The organism is Thermosediminibacter litoriperuensis (assembly GCF_008124715.1).
Lineage (GTDB): Bacteria > Bacillota > Thermosediminibacteria > Thermosediminibacterales > Thermosediminibacteraceae > Thermosediminibacter > Thermosediminibacter litoriperuensis.
In genome coordinates this window covers 25,780-43,130 of the sequence record NZ_VNHO01000018.1, presented here as the reverse complement: position 1 = coordinate 43,130, position 17,351 = coordinate 25,780, and the positions used below count along the sequence as shown (strand labels likewise).

Genomic DNA, 17,351 nt, shown 5'->3' with positions numbered 1-17,351 from the left:
AGACACACCCAATGGGGTAAAGAACTATACAAAATGCGCGGCCAGACCATCGAGCGGGTATTTGCCGATGCGAAGGAAAAGCATGGCATGCGCTATACAAATCTACGAGGCTTGAGGAAAGTCGGACATTACCTCACGCTTCTTTTCGCATGCATGAATTTAAAAAAGCTGGCTTTATGGAAGAAAAGACGGGGAACGTTTCCGCCAACAGTCCCCGCTTTACATTCGTTTTTCTTAAAAATTTTCTTCGCCTTCAACAAAAAGCCGCTTTTAGGATGCATAACCTAAAAGCGGCTTTGTCTACAAGCTGTAAAGCCCTCAAAGGAGGGCTTTAGTTTTAACTGCGGTTATTCACTTTCACTCCAAGGTAGGATTCCTTTACACCCGGGTCGTTGATGAGGTCGGCAGCTCTGCCGCTTTTCACTACCCTGCCCTGTTCCAGCATATATGCTGAGTCGGCGGTGGAAAGGGCTTTGTAAGCGTTCTGCTCCACCAGCAGGATGGTCTTGCCCAGGTTCTTTATATCTTTGATCACCCGAAATATGGTCTCCACCATTATGGGCGCCAGGCCCAGCGAAGGCTCGTCGAGGAGGATCAGCTCGGGGTTGCTCATCAGCCCCCTGCCTATGGCCAGCATCTGCTGCTCTCCGCCGGAAAGGGTCCCCGCCATCTGCTTTTCCCTTTCCTTCAGGCGCGGGAAGAGTTCGTACACCTTTTCCAGGTCACGCTTTATCCCTTCTTTATCACTCCTCAGGTAGGCTCCCAACATAAGGTTGTCCTTCACCGTAAGGTTCGCGAAGATCAGTCTTCCCTCGGGAACCTGCACTATGCCCCTCTTGACGATGAGGTGTGGCAACCTGGGCAGCGGTTTTCCCTTGAAAAATATGCTTCCTTCCCTGTACCTCACGATTCCCGAAACGGCGTTTAAAAGCGTGGATTTGCCCGCGCCGTTGGCGCCTATTATCGTAACTATTTCCCCTTCGCTCACCGATATGCCGACGCCTTTAAGGGCGTGTATGCCGCCGTAATAAGCGTGAAGGTTCTTGATTTCAAGCACCCGGCATCCCCCCTTCGCCCAGATACGCCTCAATGACCAACGGATCCTGCTGAATCTTTTCGGGAGGCCCTTCGGCCAGTTTTTTGCCGAAATTCAGCACAATTATGTTATCACAGATGCCCATTATCAGGTCCATGTGGTGCTCTATGACGAGTATGGTGCATCCGAACTCATCCCTTATCCGGCGGATTAAATTCATCAGCTGCCGCGTCTCATCGGGGTTCATGCCCGCGGCGGGCTCGTCGAGCAAAAGGAGTTTAGGCTTCAGCGCCAGGGCTCTGGCGATTTCCAGCCTCCGCTGGAGCCCGTAGGGGAGAGAATTGGCCACCTTATCCTTCCACCCGGAGAGCTCCATAAGCTCCAGGAGCCGGCCGGCGAATTCTTTTAGCTCCCTCTCCTGCCGCCTGAATTTTTTCAGCCTCAGAGCCGCGTCAAATATGCCGTAGTCGGCGTTGTGATGGCAGGCGGTCAGCACGTTTTGGTAAACCGTAAGGTTTTTAAAGAGCCTTATGTTCTGGAAGGTCCTGGTTATTCCCATTCCGGCTATTACGTGGGGCTCTTTGTCATGGATCGGGACATTTTGAAAATATATGGCGCCTCTCGTGACCTTGTAAATTCCCGTTATGAGGTTGAATATAGTTGTCTTCCCGGCCCCGTTGGGCCCTATAAGTCCCGATATTGAGCCTTCGTTGACGGTAAAATTCACATCTTTCACGGCGGTAAGGCCACCGAAAGTCTTGGTTAGGTTTTCAAGCCTCAAGAGCTCCATCTTATACCTCCCCGCTTCGGGCGGTCTTTCGATTTCTGCCCGGTATTCCTAAAATTCCGGCTATGCCTTTTAGTGTTATCTCCTTACCGCCCATCAGGCCCTGGGGCCTCGCTATCATGATAAATATAACGGCGGCGCCGTAAATCACGAACCTCCATACCGCAAAGGACCTCAGCATTTCGGGCAGCACCGTTAAAATAAAGGCCGCCAGTACGCTTCCGGAAATGCTGCCGATGCCCCCGAAGATGACCATTATGGTGTACTCGGTGGACTTCTGAAGGCCGAACAGCTTGGGCTGAAGGAAGGTGAGGTAATACCCCAGAAGCCCTCCGGCAATCCCCGCGTATACGGCACTGATAAAAAGGGAAATAACCTTATACCTGTAAGTGTCTATTCCGATGACCTTCGCCGCCAGCTCCTCTTCCCTGACGGCTATCATCGAGCGCCCGTGCCTGGAATTTATTAAAAACATTAAAAATAATATTCCGACGATGTTAAATATTGTTACCGTCACCAGGTCCACCTTCAGCGGTATCCCCGGCCAGCCCCTGGCACCTCCGAAGACCTGCACGTTGTCCAGCACAAGGCGTATGGCCTCCCCGAATCCCAGAGTAGCGATGCAGAAATAGTCGCCCTTCAGTTTCAGAGTCAGCCTGCCTATGAAAAGGCTCACCAGGCCGGCGACCAGGCCACCTGCAACTACGGAAACTGCAAAGGGGAGACCCATCCTTTCGCCGAAATATACGGCGGAGTAGGCACCGATCGCCATAAAGCCCGCGTGTCCGAAGGAAAACAGTCCTGTAAATCCGGTAAGGAGGGAAAGACCCAGGACGGCGATGATGTTTATTCCGGCAAGGATCAGTACACCTTCTATATAAAACCAGTTCAATGCTATCCCTCCTTATGCCTTGTCCTCGACGGATTTACCCATGAGGCCCATGGGTTTGAACACCAGGATCAGTATGAGCAGGCTGAAGGATATCAGGTCCCTGTACTGGGACATGATGTAACCCGACACCATCGTCTCCACTATCCCCAGGATGAAGGAACCTATAACCGCTCCGGGAAGGCTGCCCAGGCCTCCGAAAACGGCCGCGATAAAGGATTTTATCGTTATAAATCCGATCTGGGGGTACACCGTGTACTTCATACCGAAGAGCACGCCGGCAATACCCGCCAGGAATCCGCCGAGTCCGAAGACCGTGAGAATAACTGAATCCGTATTTATGCCCATAAGGGCGCTGGCCCTGGGGTTGAAGGCCGTGGCCTGGATTGCCTTGCCCAGTTTGGTACACTCTATAAAATAAACCAGGGCTATAAGGCTAACGGCAGAAATGAGGAACATCATCATATCGAGCCGGCCCACGTAAATCCCGCCCAGGCTGAAGGGTTCCGCCGGAAAGATCTGCGGGTAGGTTCTGAAAGTGGGGCCGATGGTGGCAATAACGAAGTTCTCTATAAACATGGAAGCTCCCATAGCGGAAATCATGAAGTACAAAAACGGAGCGTTTCTCGCCCTCAAGGGCTTGTAAGCCATCCGTTCCACGAGCACGGCAACGAGCATGGAACATATTCCAGCCCCAATGAACGCCACCCAGAACGGCATTTTAAATAGGGTTATGAAGAAAAAGCCGAAATACGCCCCCAGCATTATGACGCCCCCGTGGGCGAAATTGCTGAAGTTCATTATACTGTAGACCAGGGAATAGCCCACAGCCATGAGGGCGTATACGCTCCCAATAGAAAAGCCGTTAATCAGCTGCTGCAGAATCTGGTTCATAAAATCTCCCCTTATTAATGGAGGGTTCTGCGCATTTTAAGCGCAGAACCCGGATTTGAGTCTTTAATCCGTCACGGCGTACTTCTGCTGGAACTTGTACTTGCCGCCTTCGATCTTAATAATGGCTGCTTCCTTACCTTCAGGATTGTGGGTATCCTTACCTATTTTAATCTTACCGGTAATGCCCTCTATATCGACGGTCTCCAGGGCATCCCTTATGGCTACCGGATCGAAGCTGTTGGCGCGTTTTACAGCGTCGACCAGCACCATGAAAGCGTCATGGGCGAGATACCCGTTCAGCTCCGGCATCTTGCCGTACTTAGCGTTATACCTTTGCTTGAAGTCCTGGACCTCGGGGTCGTCGAAATCCAGGTGATTTACGAAATAGCTGCCCTCAACCGCATCGCCGGCCATCTCCAGCAGAGTATCCGAAGGCCAGCCGTCGCCGCCCATCAGCACGCTCTTTATGCCGAGGTCCCTGGCCTGCTTTGCACTGAGAGCTGCTTCCTTGAAGTAATAGGGCATGAAAATGACTTCGGGGTTCGTGGCCTTTATCTTGGCAAGCTGCGGCCTGAAATCGGTATCCCCGCTTTTGAAGGCTTCTTTGGCGACTATCTGGCCGCCCTTTTCCTCGAAAGTCTTTATGAAGAACTCGGCAAGACCCTGGGAGTACTCGTCAGCTACATCATACAGTACGGCCGCTTTCCGGAATCCCAGCACGTCAAAAGCGTAGCCTGCTGCCACGGCGCCCTGGTAGGGATCTATAAAGCATACCCGGAAATTGAAGGGTTTGACCTTCCCGTCCATAACGGTTACCTTCGGGTTGGTGGCAACCGTGGCTATGTCGGGTACCTTCATCTCTTCAAGGGTTCCCGATATGGCCATAGCTGAACTGCTGGCATTGGGACCTATGATAGCTACAACCTTATCCTGCGAGACCAGCCTTTTTACCGCATTTACGGCTTCCGTAGCGTCGCCGCGGGTGTCATAACCCACTATATGGATTTTTTTACCGAGCAGACCGCCGGAAGCGTTAAGCTCCCCTGCGAGCAACTCCAGGGTATTGAGCTCGCTCTGACCCCATACAGCCGTGTCACCGGTGAGTGAACCGATCCATCCGATCTTCACCACATCACCTCCGGCCGGCCCCTGGCCCTGGTTACTGCACCCGGCGGCAAATACGGTTGCTGTCAGGAGAAGTACAAGAAAAATTATTAACCTTTTCTGCACTGTCGCACCTCCAATAATATTGTTAAATGTTAAAAAATTTATATTTATACCCCGTCTTCCCCCTCCTTCGTTCCGGCAATTAATCGCCTTTGTATAAATATAAATAAATATTAATATTTATGTTTCTGTTTGATTCCGTTAAAGGTGCGTTACTAATATATTATAAATGCATCGCCCCTTACAGTCAACGAAATGTCAATTTTCTGCTAAATGTATTTTGTACACAAAAAGAGCCCTTGCGGGCTCTGTATAAATTTACATTTCTTTTTCCTTCGCAAAACTACGTTGGAGCAAAAAGATTACCGTCAAACCGATCGCCCCTCCCAGCAGGGCTGTGAAAAGCTGGGGGAGCGTAAACGCCTGAACGACCGGCGCGGGCACCCTGATGCCGAACCAATTAAGGATGTATACAACCGAAATCGAAAGCCACGCGTATTTCGCCACGGCGGCCAGCGGTACCCCTATCATGGCGTTCTTTTGGGAAGAATAAAGCCAGACGTATAGGGCGTTGCCCGCCATTATGAAGGGAACCATGGGCGGGAACTTCAGTATGCCCACTAAAAGCGCGATAACGGGAGTCAAAAGACCTATGGTTATACCCGAAAACACGCCCACGGCACCGGATGCGATCACCAGCATGGCGTTCACCAGCGAGCCGGTTATGAGCTGCGGCATCTTGAGGTACTGCACCATAAGAGTCACCGCCAGCAGAAGAGCCGTCCTGGTTAAAAATTTAGTGTCGAATTTCATAAAAATTCCCCCTTCGCTTCAGGTTTTCCCTCACGTCAGGATAGATAGTCCTCACTTTTTAATCTTACATCATTTTGACAGATATTTCTAACAGCCTAAAGACCAGAACCTTTAGGGCCGGTATTTGGGCAAGGAACTAGGCCTATTTTATCGTATACGTTTTTCAAGGTCTCCTGGGCGAGTTCGTTGGCTCTGGATGCTCCATTTTTCATGACTTTTTCCATGTAGTCTTTATTGGCCATCAGCTCGTCGTATTTCTCCCGTATAGGCCTGAGCCTGTCGATCACCGCTTCCGCCACAGCTTTTTTAAAGTAGCCGTAACCCTTTCCCTCAAACTCCCTCTCGATTTCTTTAAAAGACCTGCTGGTCACGGCGGCGTATATGTTCATGAGGTTGCTTATACCGGGTTTTCTCTCTACATCGTATCTTACCTCGGCTTCCGAGTCGGTGACGGCCCTCTTGAACTTTTTCATTATCACATCGGGAGGGTCCAGCACCAGAATATAGCTGTTCTCGTTTTCATCGCTTTTGGACATCTTTTTGGTGGGTTCCTGGAGGCTCATTATCCTGGCGCCGACTTTGGGGATATAGGCCTCGGGTATTTTAAAAATTTCTCCGTATAAATTGTTGAACCTGATTGCTATATCTCTGGTCAGTTCTACGTGCTGTTTCTGGTCTTCGCCCACAGGCACCAGGTCCGTCTGGAAAAGCAGTATGTCGGCGGCCATGAGCACCGGGTAGGTAAAAAGGCCGGCATTTATATTGTCCCGGTGTTTTTTAGCCTTTTCCTTAAACTGGGTCATCCTGCTCAGTTCGCCCATATAGGTGTAACAGTTCAGAATCCATGCAAGTTCCGCGTGGGCGCTGACGTGGGATTGAAAGTACACCACGTTTTTTTCGGGGTCCAGGCCGCAGGCCAGGTACTGGGCCAGGAAAGAATAACCCCTTTCCCGGAATACCTGCGGGTCTTGCCTTACGGTCAGCGCGTGAAGGTCCACGATACAGTATATACAGTCGTATTTATCCTGAAACTCCACCCAGTTTTTTATCGCTCCCAAAAAGTTTCCCAGGGTAACGGAACCGGAAGGCTGGGCACCGCTGAAAATTCTCTTTTTACCGCTCATCTTTACTTCCCATCCCATCCAATGCGTATTTTTATTTATTTTACATCGGAAAGACATATTATACAAGTGCATCCATATAAAGCCACCACTACTTTATTCTCTTACCCCATCTTTTCCATCCACAATCCCCCTGTTTATGGCTTCCCAGAGGTACAGCGACGCCGCCGTCCTGTAGGGCTTCCACCGCTGGCTGCATTCGATGAGAAATTTTTTATCGGGCCAATCGGAAAGCCCATAAAGCCATTTCACGGCCTTCTGAAGCCCCAGGTCCGCAACCGAAAAAACATCGGGCCTTCCCAGGGAAAATATAAGAAACATTTCGGCGGTCCACCGCCCGATCCCCTTTACCCGAACCAGGGCGTCGATCACCTTTTCATCGGTCATGGAGTCAATTTTATTAAGATCCAGAATCCCGGATAAAACCTTTTCCGACAGGTCTTTAATATATTCTATTTTTTTCTTCGACAATCCGGCACTCCTCAGTTCATCTTCTTTTAAACTCAGAATTCTGCCGGGCGTCACCTCGCCGCACAGTTCCTGCAGCCTTCTCCAGATAGTATCCGCGGCCTTCATGGAAAGCTGCTGCCCTACTATGGACTGGACCAGCGACTGGAAATATTCTTCTTCAAGTTCCAGTGAATAATCACCGATCAACTGCACAAGATAAGCCATTTTTTCGTCGGCTTTCGAAAGGGCTTTTAAAGCCGGGTCATCCTTTTTGAATCTTAAAATCTTTTTGTGTGGAATCATTTTTTACTCCTTTCATACTGCTCGGGCCACTCGATATCGTCGCCTAGCTGTTTTGCAGCGTTTAAAGGCCAGTAGGGGTTTCTAAGAAGCTCCCTGCCCAGGTATACCATGTCAGCCCTCTCGTTTTGAAGAATTTCTTCGGCCATTTCGGCCACCGTAATGAGCCCGCCGGCTATTACGGGGAGTCCTGTCACTTTTCTTATGGTCTCCGCAAACCTTACCTGGTATCCGGGGTAGGCGTTTATTTTCGCCGGTACCACCGCCCCGGAGCTGACATCGATTATATCCACTCCTTCACCCTTTACCAGGTTTATGATGTCCGCTAAATCTATATCATGATTCCCGCCCTCCGCATAGTCCTCGGCGGAAACCCTCACCATAAGCGGTTTTTCCTCGGGCCACACTTCCCTTACCGCTTTTATAACTTCTTTGAGAAATCTTGCCCTGTTTTCAATGCTTCCTCCGTATTCGTCGGTTCGCCTGTTGGTAAGCGGGGAGAGATATTCACTTATAAGATAGCCGTGGGCCCCGTGAATCTCTATGAGATCGAACCCGGCTCTGTACGCCCTCAGGGCGGCGGCTTTAAATGCACTTACCACCTCTTTTATGTCCTCTTCAGTCATCTCCCGGGGCACGCCGTAGGTTTCGTCAAAGGCTATGGGGCTCGGGGCTATCAGATCTTCGCCCGGCGCGCTGCACTTTCTTCCGGCATGAGCAAGCTGTATGCCTATCTTTGCTCCGTATTTTTTAACTTCGGCCGCTATCTTCGCGAGCCCTTCTATATGCGAGTCGTTCCATATGCCGAGATCCCTTGCGGATATCCTTCCTCTTCTTTCAACGGCGGTGGCCTCCATGATGATCAAGCCGACCCCGCCGATGGCCCTGGTGGCGTAGTGAATCAAATGCCAGGAGTTTGGAAAGCCCCTATCATCGGAGCTGTACATGCACATCGGCGGCATGACGATCCTGTTTCTCACTTCCATGTCTTTTATTTTTATTTTGGAAAAAAGTCTGGACATAAAATCCCCCTCCTTTTTTGGAAGTTCATCAATGGCTGCCGAGCAGGCCATTTTTCCGGACGAGCCTTGCAAAATACGAGAACACCAGAAGGCCGGCTGTAAGGTAAACCAAAGATGTAAAAGCCAGCATGAACCACAGCTCTGAGGGTACGGATAGCCCCACCATGCTCAACCTCGCGATATGCATGCCCTGGGTAATGGGAAGGCTTCGGGAAATCCAGCCCAGGATTTCCGGTATTGCTTCCGGAGGATACAGCATTCCCGAAATGAAGAATATCAGGGTCTGGAATACGGTCACAGCTCTGTTAACCCTCTTGACGTAAAGGGCAAATCCCGCAAATATGTAGCCGAGCCCGTACATCCCGACGAGGGTCAGCAGCAGTGCGACCAGTTTTTAACCGGCCGGCCGCCGATGAAAATTTCCCCGGAGTCCTGAAGGGTGATGCCGTTGATGATCTTTATCAGAGTGGTTTTGCCGGACCCGTTAGGCCCTAAAAGCCCCACCACCTCACCTTCCATCACCTCCAGGGAGACACCGGCGAGAGCCGTAACGGGCGGATTCTTATAAGTTTTGGTAATGTTGCATACTTTGAGCATCCTCCTCCCCCTCCGTTTAAACGTTTTATTTTACCTCCCTGTAACGGTTCCCCAGGGGTATTATCGACAGACCCTCAAAGGGATTCCGTTTTAACTCCGTAAGCAGGTGTAAGTTCGGTTATCAGTACCCCTGCCAGTATAAGCGCAAAGCCGGCCAGGGCCCTGAACGTTACGGGTTCACCCCAGAAGAGGAAGGAAAACACAGCGGCAAATACCGCCTCCTGGCACATGATGACCGCCGCGTGGGTCGAGGTGGTGTATTTCTGCGCAACGTTTTGGACGAGAAAAGCGCCTGCGGTGCAGCATATAACGGCATAGAGTATCGCAATCCACATTGATAAATCCAGCGTTACGGGCATGGGCTCGGTAACGGCGCCTACAAGGAGCGACAGGATTCCGGTTATACCCGTCTCGAGGATTGCAAGGTTAATTGGATTGCCCTGTCTGGCGTAGTATTCGATGGCCACTATCTGCATGGCAAAAAACAAGGCGCAGAGCAGCGTAAGAAAATCCCCTATATTTATCCTGAACCCGCCTTCCAGAGAAATGACACCCAGCCCGGCAAAAGTGACGGCGGCCCCCAGCACCTGGTACCAGCCGGGGAACTTTTTATTTACAAAGTACGCCAGAAACGGGACCATTACTACATTGCTTCCCGTTATGAAGCCGGACTTGGCCGGGGTGGTATATATCAACCCCACCATCTGGGTTGCAAAGCCGAGAAAGAGGAAAAGTCCTATGATACTCCCTCCGATTATATCCCTATTATCCACTTTTTTTATATTTTCGTTGAAGACAGCTGCAAGGACGAGAAAAGCCAGCAAAAACCTCACGGCAAGGTACATGAAAGGCGTTATCCTCTCAAGGGCGTTTTTCATTACGACAAAGTTGAGCCCCCAGGCCATGGCAGTCAGGAGCAGAGCCCCGTCCGCCAGAAGGCTCTTTTTGATCCTCATTTTTTGCTACCCCCCGGTATCCTGACACTTCTTTTTATATGCATCTACCGCAGACCTTTCAGGTACTGCAGAATTATGTCTCTGGCAATAGGGCCGGCGTTCCTGCCGCCGGAACCCGCGTTTTCCACCACAACCGCCACTGCTATCTTCGGGTCGTGCGCCGGAGCAAACCCTACGAACCAGGCATGGGGTTTGCCGTGAGGGTTTTCGGCACTGCCGGTCTTACCGGCTACCGGTATGCCCTGAATTTTCGCAGGGGTACCCGTCCCGTTTTCCACCACATCTACCATATATTCCCTTATTTTATTCGCCGTTACCCCGTCGATTACCTGTTTCGTAAAGCCCGTCTTTTGAAAATTTTTTACGTACCCTAGAGGAGTAACAGCCTTATGGACGATATACGGCTGTACCATCTTGCCGCCGTTGGCCACCGTGGAAGTTACCAGGGCCATCTGAAGCGGGGTCGCCAGGAGGCGGCCCTGGCCTATGGAATCCTCGGCCAGCTCTACATCGTCGCTCATAAGTGAAAACCCGGGGAATCTGCTCACGGTGACCGGCAGCTCAAAGGGAATTCTTGAATTGAACCCGAACTCCTGGGCTTTGGCAAAAAGCCTTTCTTTTCCCAGTTCAAGTCCTATTTTCACGAAAACCGAGTTGCTGGAGTGCCTGAAGGCCTTCTTAACGTCGTAATTGCCCGGTTCCATACCTTCGTAATCCCTTATGACTCTGCCGTTGACCTTCACGTATCCCGGCGTCTCGTAAGTCTTTTTCTCTATATCCGGTATGCCTTCCAGGGCCGCGGCCAGGGTCACTATTTTAAAGGACGAACCGGGAGGATACAATCCCTGGATGGCCCTGTTGAGCAGGGGGCTTGCCTCGTCCTTAGACAATGCTTCCCACTGCTGTTCGGCAAGACCGGGATTGTAACCCGGCGAGCTCACCATGGCCAGAACCGCGCCAGTATTCGGGTCCAGGGCCACCAGAGCCCCCCGCCTTCCCCGGAAAAGCTCGTACGCCTTTTTCTGAAGGTCGGAGTCTATTGTCAGGTAAACGTCGTTGCCCTTTGAAACTCCCAGAACCTTCTGGCGCAACACCAGCATGGGGTCCTGCTGGGAAATTCCTAAAAGTTCCCCGTTCAGCACTTCTTCCAGCCCGGCCCTCCCCAGCTTTCTGCTGGAATACCCGAGCAGCGGACCGAAAGCCGGGCCCTGGGGGTAAACCCGCCTTTTCACACCATTTTCCTCAACCGTAGCGGCGAGGACTCTTCCCTTAATGTCATACACGGTGCCCCTGGTGATGCTCTCCTCCTGTTCCCAGAGCCTCCGGTTATAAGAGCTTTCTATGAGCTTTTGCCGCTCGTAAACCTGGAAATAGGTGAGGTATCCTAAAAGGCACAGGAAGAGCCCGCAGAACACCGCAAATATCAGCTTGATGTTTCTATGCAGTTTCTCCATCGGTCTCTCCTTCCCTTGCCTGAAGCCACAGACCGTTCAGAATGCCCAGGGATGTAAAGCTCATAACCATAGAACTCCCCCCGTAGCTCATAAAAGGCAATGTAACACCGGTTACCGGTATCAGCTTTATAACACCGCCTATTATGGTAAATATCTGCATCCCGAACATTACCGTGTGCCCCAGGGCTATCAGAGCCGGGTAGCTATCTTTCAACCTGAGGGCTATCCTTATGCCCCTGTACACCAAAAGGAAATACATGAGGATGACGGCGGCGGCCCCGAGAAATCCAAACTCCTCCGTAAAGGCGGAAAAGATAAAGTCCGTCGCCACCGCCGGGATGAAGTCCGGCCGCCCCAGGCCCAGCCCGGTGCCGAAATAGCCGCCTTCCGCTATGGCAAAAAGGGACTGGGCGATCTGATAACCCCTGCCCGGAACATCCTGCCACGGGTTTAACCAGGCTTCAATCCTGACCCTGACGTGGTCGAAAAGGTTGTAGCTCAGAACACCCATGATTCCGGCGGCAAACAGCCCGGCCGCCGTCACATCCAGCCTGGAAGTAGCGGCGAAAATCACGGCCAGGGCCGTTAAGTAAAAAAGCATCGCCCCGCCCAGGTCCCTGGATAAAACCAGAAGACCGACAGCAGCCAGGATTTCGGCCGCGAGCCTGGGGAAATGATTTATTTTGTTTTGTTTCACAACACCGGCCAGATAAAACACGAAGGTGATCTTTGCAAGTTCCGAGGGCTGAAAAGTAAAGCCGCCGAAAGCCAGCCAGTTCCTGGCTCCCCCCTTTTCCACTCCGAACAAAAGGGGTAGTAAAAGCAGCGCTGTAGTAATGCCCCATAAGTAAACGGGGTTCAGTTCGAGCCTGACGAAATACCTTGTAAGAATGCTGCTCAAAATAAAAAATCCGACGCCAAGGGCGAAAAAGGCGACCTGTCTTTTAAAAAGTTCTATGTTGATCCTGCAGAGCATTATGAGGCCCAGCTCCACCAGAAATCCCGCCAGAATGAACAGAAATTTGTCCGAACTGGGGAAAATCCAGCCGGTGAAAAAATAACCGATGAATACTATGCTTAAAAATGTTACGGCACCGTAAAAGGGCACCGGCGATAGGGGCTTTCTGTAGATGGAGAGGAGTAAAAAAGATATAAAACCCACCAGAGCCATCGCGCTCAGCGCCCTGTTATAAGTCGCTTCCACTTTCGAGTCCACGGGCCTCCCTCCTTAAAAAGGTGAAGTTCCTGCCGCCCATCGTTATAACGTCCTTTTCTCTTAAAGCCACCGCCCTTTTTATACGCTTTCCGTTTAAAAATGTGCCGTTGGTGCTTTTAAGATCCTGTATAACCATCCTTCTGCCCTTTTTAAAGATCATGGCGTGCTTGCTGGAAAGATAAGGGTCGTTTATCACTATGTCGGAATCCCCGGCACGACCTATTGTAGTTACAGGCCGGAGGGGATATTCCCTGCCATCGTCGCTTCTGAGGTAATAACCGGTATCCCCTGACGTATTTTTTTCTTCACTCAAGTCAAGCACCATCAACTTTAAAAAATTATATAAAAAATAATATATTAGCCCGATTAATAGAAATTTCAAAATTTGAGCCAGTAGCTCATACACTAAAAACCACCTCTAGTATATTATAACACAATTGAAAAGCGGGCAATCTCATGTGGATAAAAATAACAGCATAAAAAAACCCCGCGGTTACACCGCAGGATTTTCCACCTTGAGGATTTTGGCAATCAGCACGGCCGTAAAGGTATTGAATAGGTTCGGGTTAAGAAACGGCCTGTAAAGCCCCGTTTTTACCAGTGTAGCTATTAGTCCGTCCATCTCTTCAAAACTGTGCTTTTTCCATACGCCCGCCGCCATAGCTTCAATCGTGAGCCTTGGAGACAGCAGCCGGCGGAGATTTTTCTCGTAGTCCGCCCCGCCGGAAGAAAGGCTCCTGGCGGCTTCCATGCCGCTGAGCACAGCCATGTCGATACCGCCGCCGTGCAGAGGGGAAGTGAGACCGGCGGCATCACCTACCAGCAATATATTGTCGTAGACCAGCCGCGGGGCCATCCTGATCGGGCAGATGCCTCCCAGTTCTCTGGTTATACCGTATGCCGAAAGTCCTTCCCTTTCCAGCACCTCGCGCAGCCGCTTCCACAGCGGCAAGGGCTCTCCGCCAAAGCTGCCCACCCCGACGTTGGCCGTCTGCCTGCCTTTGGGAAATATCCAGTAATATCCGTAGAGCCCCGGCAGCAGACCCACTTTCAGGTTATTCCCCAGGTAGGAAAAATCCCCCTCCAGGACGTACTGCACGGTCCTGCCGCAGTTTTGCTTGTAAAAGTCAGCAAATCCGTAAGCCCTGGAAGTAACCGGAGGCGCGCCGCTGGCGTCTATTACGTAGTCGTAATCCATCCTCAGCCCATCCAGATCTTTCGGAGAAACCGGGCTGTTTTCCTCAATGACCACACCCTTTTCCCTGGCAATGCGGGCCAGGTCTTCCTGCCATTCCCTCCTGTCAATCATCCACAGGTTCAGATCTTCGACGTCGATTTCGTAGGTGGCCACTGCTCTCACAATGAGCTTCTCTACCTTGAATCTCACGCCCGCGCCGGGCTTTCCCAATTTTTTCAGCACGTCAAAGAAACCTTCGGCGCACCGGATATCTTCGCCTATCCGGCCCTTCTCGAGGAGCCTTACGTCATGGCCCATGGATGCGGCCTCAGCAGCCGCTGTAAGGCCGCCGGGGCCCCCTCCTATCACCAGAACCCTTGCCAACGCTATCCCACCTTTACATCAAGGTGATGTTCACAAAGGTCCCTCCTACAGCCACCTGTCAATACGCTGTTTCACTTCCAGGACGTCTTTAAACAGGTCTCCCATCTTTTCCAGCCTGCCGGGCATGTTCTTGATGTTGAACATAGAAGGCCTGACCCCGCCTTCAAGTTCATCCCATGTAACCGGCGCCGAAACGGGCGCTCCCGCTATAGGCCTGGGGCTGTAAGGCGCGATCAGCGTTTTGCCCTTTATGTTTTGCAGGTAGTCGAGGTACACCTTGCCCCTGCGCTTTTTTATGCTTCTCTCGGTAGTGGCTTTCTCCGGAAAAGTCCTTTCCAGGACCCTGCAGAAGAATTCGGCAAAAACCCTGACCTCCCGGTAGGTGTACCTAGGCTCTATCGGTACGTATACCTGAATGCCGGTGGCGCCGGAAGTTTTGGGGAATCCCGTAAGCCCCTCAATCTCCAGCAGTTTTTTCAACGCCAGCGCCAGTTGCCGGGCATCTTCGAAATCGGTGTTTTCCATAGGGTCCAGGTCGAACACCACGAAGTCCGGGTATTCTATGGTCCCCACTCTGGAAAGCCAGGGGTGCATCTCAAGACTTGCTTGATTCGCGGCCCAGAGCAGGCTTTTCATATCGTCGATAAGTGCGTAGCGCACAACCTTCCTCCTGCCTCCGGCAAAACTTTCCTCGTCGTAGGTCCTGAGCCACTCGGGAGCGTAATCGGGAATATTTTTCTGGTAAAAAGCCTTGCCGTATATGCCGTCGGGGTACCGGGTGAAAACCATGGGGCGATCCTTGAGGTGGGGCAGCACGTAGGGAGCTATGCGGACATAGTAATCTATGAAATTAGCCTTTGTTATATTGTCCTCGGGCCACATCACTTTTGAAAGGTTGGTCAGCGCAAGTTTTTCGTTTTCTACTATGACAACAGGCAAGAATGCCACACCTACCCGATTATATTATTATATTCAGCTCTTATCCTGAATTTTCCTCCAATGAAAAAATATTTTTTAAACGGGCAGAATATGTACGGTGATGTAAAATGATAAAGCCCGGGATACCCTTCATACCCATGGAGCCGCTGCCTCACCCGAAGCCCTTCGACGACGAAAAATACGGCTTCCAGATAAAGTGGGACGGCACCAGGATAGTAGCCCACTTAAGCGGCGGCGTTGAGCTTTTCAACAGGAAAATGAAAAGGCGCACCGTCCAGTACCCGGAGGTGGCCGGCGCGCTATCGGATGCCCTCGGGGGCACCGAAGCGGTACTGGATGGAGAGATGATAACTTTGATCGGCGGAAAGCCCAACTTCCAACAGTTGATGAGGCGGGACTGGGCCACCGACACGGGCACCATAAACTACCTGGCCTCAAGGATACCGGTCACCTACGTGGTTTTCGATATCCTTTACTTGAAGGGAAAGAGCATCATCGACCTGCCCTTTTCCCGGCGGTACGACATATTAAAGTCCACCCTGAGGTCCTCGGACCCGGTGGTGGTAACCGATACATTCCCAGGCCGGGGAATCGCCCTTTTTGAGATCGCCAGGGAGAGGGGCCTTGAAGGTATAGTAGCCAAAAAGCTGGACAGCGTTTACGAAATCGGAAAAAAGAGCGACAAATGGCTTAAAATCAAAAACCGCCGCGTGATAACCGCCCTGGTGGGCGGCTTTCTGGCCGAAGGGAAACACGTGCGCTCCCTGTTTCTGGGCCAGCTCGTCGAGGGTGACCTCATTTATGTCGGCAGGGCATCCAGCGGTCTTGATGCCGGCACGAGCAGGGTTCTGTACGATTTTCTTTCAAAATCAGCAAAGGAGTCATGCCCCTTTGCCAACCCGCCGCACATCGGAAGGAGGGAAAAGCCCGTATGGGTCCGGCCTTCCGTCGCTGTGGAAGTGGAATTCTCCGATTACACCGAAGAGGGCTGCCTCAGGCATCCGGTCATAAGGCGGGTGGAATTGGGATCATGAGGTGGCCCTCTTTCTTCTGCCGCGGCCGGTAGCTTCCTTCTTGCCCTCCTTTTCCTTTTCCACCATGGCGAGGCTCGCCTTGAGGGCTTCCATGAGGTCCACCACCTTCTCCTCCCTGGGAGCGGGAATCCTGATCTCCTGGCCTTCGACCTTGGCCCTTATTATGTCGAGCAGGGCCTTCCTGTACTCGTCGGTGTATTTTTCGGGCTTGAATTCGGCGGCCAGGGAGTTTATGAGCTGCACCGCCATTTTAATCTCGTTCTCGTGGAGCTTTATGTCCGGCGAGACCGGTATTTCCCCGGCATCCCTCACCTCGTCGGGGTAGAACATGGTCTCCATCACCAGGCGGTTTTCGCCGTAAGGTCTGAGGCACGCCAGGCTCTGTTTCGCCCTTATCATCACTTTTGCTATGGCGATTTTCCCGGTTTCCTTCAAGGCTTTTAAAAGCAGCAGGTAAGCCTTCTGCCCGGTTTCTTCGGGTCCAAGAAAGTAGGAGTGGTCAAAATAAATGGGATCTATTTCCGACAGGTCTACAAAATCTATGATGTCTATAGTACGGGTTGTCTCGTCGGGTATGGCCTCCAGGTCTTTGTCTTCGATTATCACGAACCTTCCCTTTTCGTATTCGTAACCCCGGGCTATCTCATCATCCTCGACTTTCCGGTTGCACGCCGGGCATACCTTTTCGTAGCGTATAGGAGTGCCGCATTCTCTATGGATCTGCCGGAAGCTCACGTTCTTTCGCTCGGTAGCGGCGTACATCTTTACCGGCACGTTTACCAGGCCGAAGCTGATGGAGCCCCTCCACAGAGCGCGCACCGGCATCACCTCCTGTACTAATATCTCTCATTTAGAAATTGATTATCCCTGGAAATCCTTCCAGTAACATATAGTAATATCGCATGTTTTTCGGGAAAAAATAAGAATACCTGCCGATGGTTAGCGAGGTACCGTATCCCAATGGGTATCGATAGTTAGCCGTCGGCAGGCTTTTTTTGATTCTAGGTATGTGGTATAATTCTGATAACGATTTTTATGCGGGCCGGCATTATTTACGGCACAGCAGCCGGCAAGATACCGCCCGAACTGTTAGCTTCCATAAAAAGGAGAATACC

20 protein-coding genes are annotated in these 17,351 nt (G+C 51.4%); 2 read left to right on the top strand and 18 right to left on the bottom strand.

Going from position 1 to position 17,351, the window contains the following annotated elements; genetic code table 11:
• Window positions 1-288, top strand: a 288-nt coding sequence (locus LZ11_RS08480; protein WP_222927228.1) for a transposase, incomplete at its 5' end; no start/stop codon positions are given.
• A gap of 49 nt (window positions 289-337) precedes the next feature.
• Here the strand turns inward: LZ11_RS08480 and LZ11_RS08475 are convergent.
• From LZ11_RS08475 to ligD, 17 genes are all read right to left on the bottom strand, one after another.
• Complete coding sequence (locus LZ11_RS08475) at window positions 338-1,057, bottom strand: ABC transporter ATP-binding protein (RefSeq protein WP_148867462.1); 720 nt, start codon at window positions 1,055-1,057, stop codon at window positions 338-340.
• On the bottom strand, window positions 1,050-1,826 hold the full coding sequence (locus tag LZ11_RS08470; protein WP_148867461.1) for an ABC transporter ATP-binding protein: 777 nt from the start codon (window positions 1,824-1,826) through the stop codon (window positions 1,050-1,052). Before LZ11_RS08470 ends, LZ11_RS08475 begins: the two co-directional genes overlap by 8 nt.
• Window position 1,827: 1 nt before the next feature.
• Window positions 1,828-2,715 carry a branched-chain amino acid ABC transporter permease gene (locus LZ11_RS08465; RefSeq protein WP_148867460.1) on the bottom strand — a complete coding sequence of 296 codons (888 nt, stop codon included), beginning with the start codon at window positions 2,713-2,715 and terminating at the stop codon, window positions 1,828-1,830.
• A 12-nt stretch (window positions 2,716-2,727) separates the two neighbouring features.
• Window positions 2,728-3,606 carry a branched-chain amino acid ABC transporter permease gene (locus LZ11_RS08460; protein WP_148867459.1) on the bottom strand — a complete coding sequence of 293 codons (879 nt, stop codon included), beginning with the start codon at window positions 3,604-3,606 and terminating at the stop codon, window positions 2,728-2,730.
• A 63-nt stretch (window positions 3,607-3,669) separates the two neighbouring features.
• Window positions 3,670-4,836: an ABC transporter substrate-binding protein gene (locus LZ11_RS08455; RefSeq protein ID WP_148867458.1), complete on the bottom strand. Its 1,167-nt coding sequence runs from the start codon at window positions 4,834-4,836 to the stop codon at window positions 3,670-3,672.
• A 255-nt stretch (window positions 4,837-5,091) separates the two neighbouring features.
• Window positions 5,092-5,586 (bottom strand): ECF transporter S component, encoded by a 495-nt coding sequence (locus tag LZ11_RS08450; RefSeq protein WP_148867457.1) that lies wholly within the window; start codon window positions 5,584-5,586, stop codon window positions 5,092-5,094.
• Between the two features lie 95 nt (window positions 5,587-5,681).
• Window positions 5,682-6,710 carry a tryptophan--tRNA ligase gene (gene trpS, locus LZ11_RS08445; RefSeq protein ID WP_148867456.1) on the bottom strand — a complete coding sequence of 343 codons (1,029 nt, stop codon included), beginning with the start codon at window positions 6,708-6,710 and terminating at the stop codon, window positions 5,682-5,684.
• 93 nt (window positions 6,711-6,803) lie between these two features.
• Complete coding sequence (locus LZ11_RS08440) at window positions 6,804-7,460, bottom strand: DNA-3-methyladenine glycosylase family protein (protein ID WP_148867455.1); 657 nt, start codon at window positions 7,458-7,460, stop codon at window positions 6,804-6,806.
• A complete protein-coding gene (gene namA / locus LZ11_RS08435; RefSeq protein ID WP_148867454.1) occupies window positions 7,457-8,479 on the bottom strand; it encodes an NADPH dehydrogenase NamA in 1,023 nt (340 codons plus the stop codon). Before namA ends, LZ11_RS08440 begins: the two co-directional genes overlap by 4 nt.
• 28 nt (window positions 8,480-8,507) lie before the next feature.
• The gene (locus LZ11_RS08430; RefSeq protein ID WP_148867453.1) at window positions 8,508-8,840 is read right to left on the bottom strand and encodes an ABC transporter permease; all 333 of its coding nucleotides are present in this window, start codon (window positions 8,838-8,840) and stop codon (window positions 8,508-8,510) included.
• Between the two features lie 11 nt (window positions 8,841-8,851).
• Entirely contained in the window at window positions 8,852-9,076 is a 225-nt protein-coding gene (locus LZ11_RS08425) for an ATP-binding cassette domain-containing protein (RefSeq protein WP_148867452.1), read from the bottom strand.
• 74 nt (window positions 9,077-9,150) lie between these two features.
• The gene (locus tag LZ11_RS08420) at window positions 9,151-10,032 is read right to left on the bottom strand and encodes a DMT family transporter (RefSeq protein ID WP_148867451.1); all 882 of its coding nucleotides are present in this window, start codon (window positions 10,030-10,032) and stop codon (window positions 9,151-9,153) included.
• Between the two features lie 44 nt (window positions 10,033-10,076).
• Window positions 10,077-11,486 (bottom strand): peptidoglycan D,D-transpeptidase FtsI family protein, encoded by a 1,410-nt coding sequence (locus LZ11_RS08415; RefSeq protein WP_148867450.1) that lies wholly within the window; start codon window positions 11,484-11,486, stop codon window positions 10,077-10,079.
• The gene (locus tag LZ11_RS08410; RefSeq protein ID WP_148867449.1) at window positions 11,470-12,702 is read right to left on the bottom strand and encodes an FtsW/RodA/SpoVE family cell cycle protein; all 1,233 of its coding nucleotides are present in this window, start codon (window positions 12,700-12,702) and stop codon (window positions 11,470-11,472) included. The genes LZ11_RS08415 and LZ11_RS08410 overlap by 17 nt, the downstream gene beginning before the upstream one ends.
• On the bottom strand, window positions 12,674-13,015 hold the full coding sequence (locus LZ11_RS08405) for an FHA domain-containing protein (protein WP_246110770.1): 342 nt from the start codon (window positions 13,013-13,015) through the stop codon (window positions 12,674-12,676). The genes LZ11_RS08410 and LZ11_RS08405 overlap by 29 nt, the downstream gene beginning before the upstream one ends.
• A gap of 180 nt (window positions 13,016-13,195) precedes the next feature.
• Window positions 13,196-14,263 (bottom strand): FAD-dependent oxidoreductase, encoded by a 1,068-nt coding sequence (locus tag LZ11_RS08400; RefSeq protein WP_148867447.1) that lies wholly within the window; start codon window positions 14,261-14,263, stop codon window positions 13,196-13,198.
• 45 nt (window positions 14,264-14,308) lie between these two features.
• Window positions 14,309-15,211 (bottom strand): non-homologous end-joining DNA ligase, encoded by a 903-nt coding sequence (gene ligD / locus LZ11_RS08395; protein WP_246110769.1) that lies wholly within the window; start codon window positions 15,209-15,211, stop codon window positions 14,309-14,311.
• Window positions 15,212-15,309: 98 nt separating this feature from the next.
• Here ligD and LZ11_RS08390 point away from each other — a divergent pair, with 98 nt between their 5' ends.
• Entirely contained in the window at window positions 15,310-16,236 is a 927-nt protein-coding gene (locus LZ11_RS08390; RefSeq protein ID WP_148867445.1) for an ATP-dependent DNA ligase, read from the top strand.
• Here the strand turns inward: LZ11_RS08390 and ku are convergent.
• Window positions 16,231-17,055 carry a non-homologous end joining protein Ku gene (gene ku, locus LZ11_RS08385; RefSeq protein WP_148867444.1) on the bottom strand — a complete coding sequence of 275 codons (825 nt, stop codon included), beginning with the start codon at window positions 17,053-17,055 and terminating at the stop codon, window positions 16,231-16,233. The genes LZ11_RS08390 and ku overlap by 6 nt on opposite strands.
• Window positions 17,056-17,351: the final 296 nt, after the last annotated feature.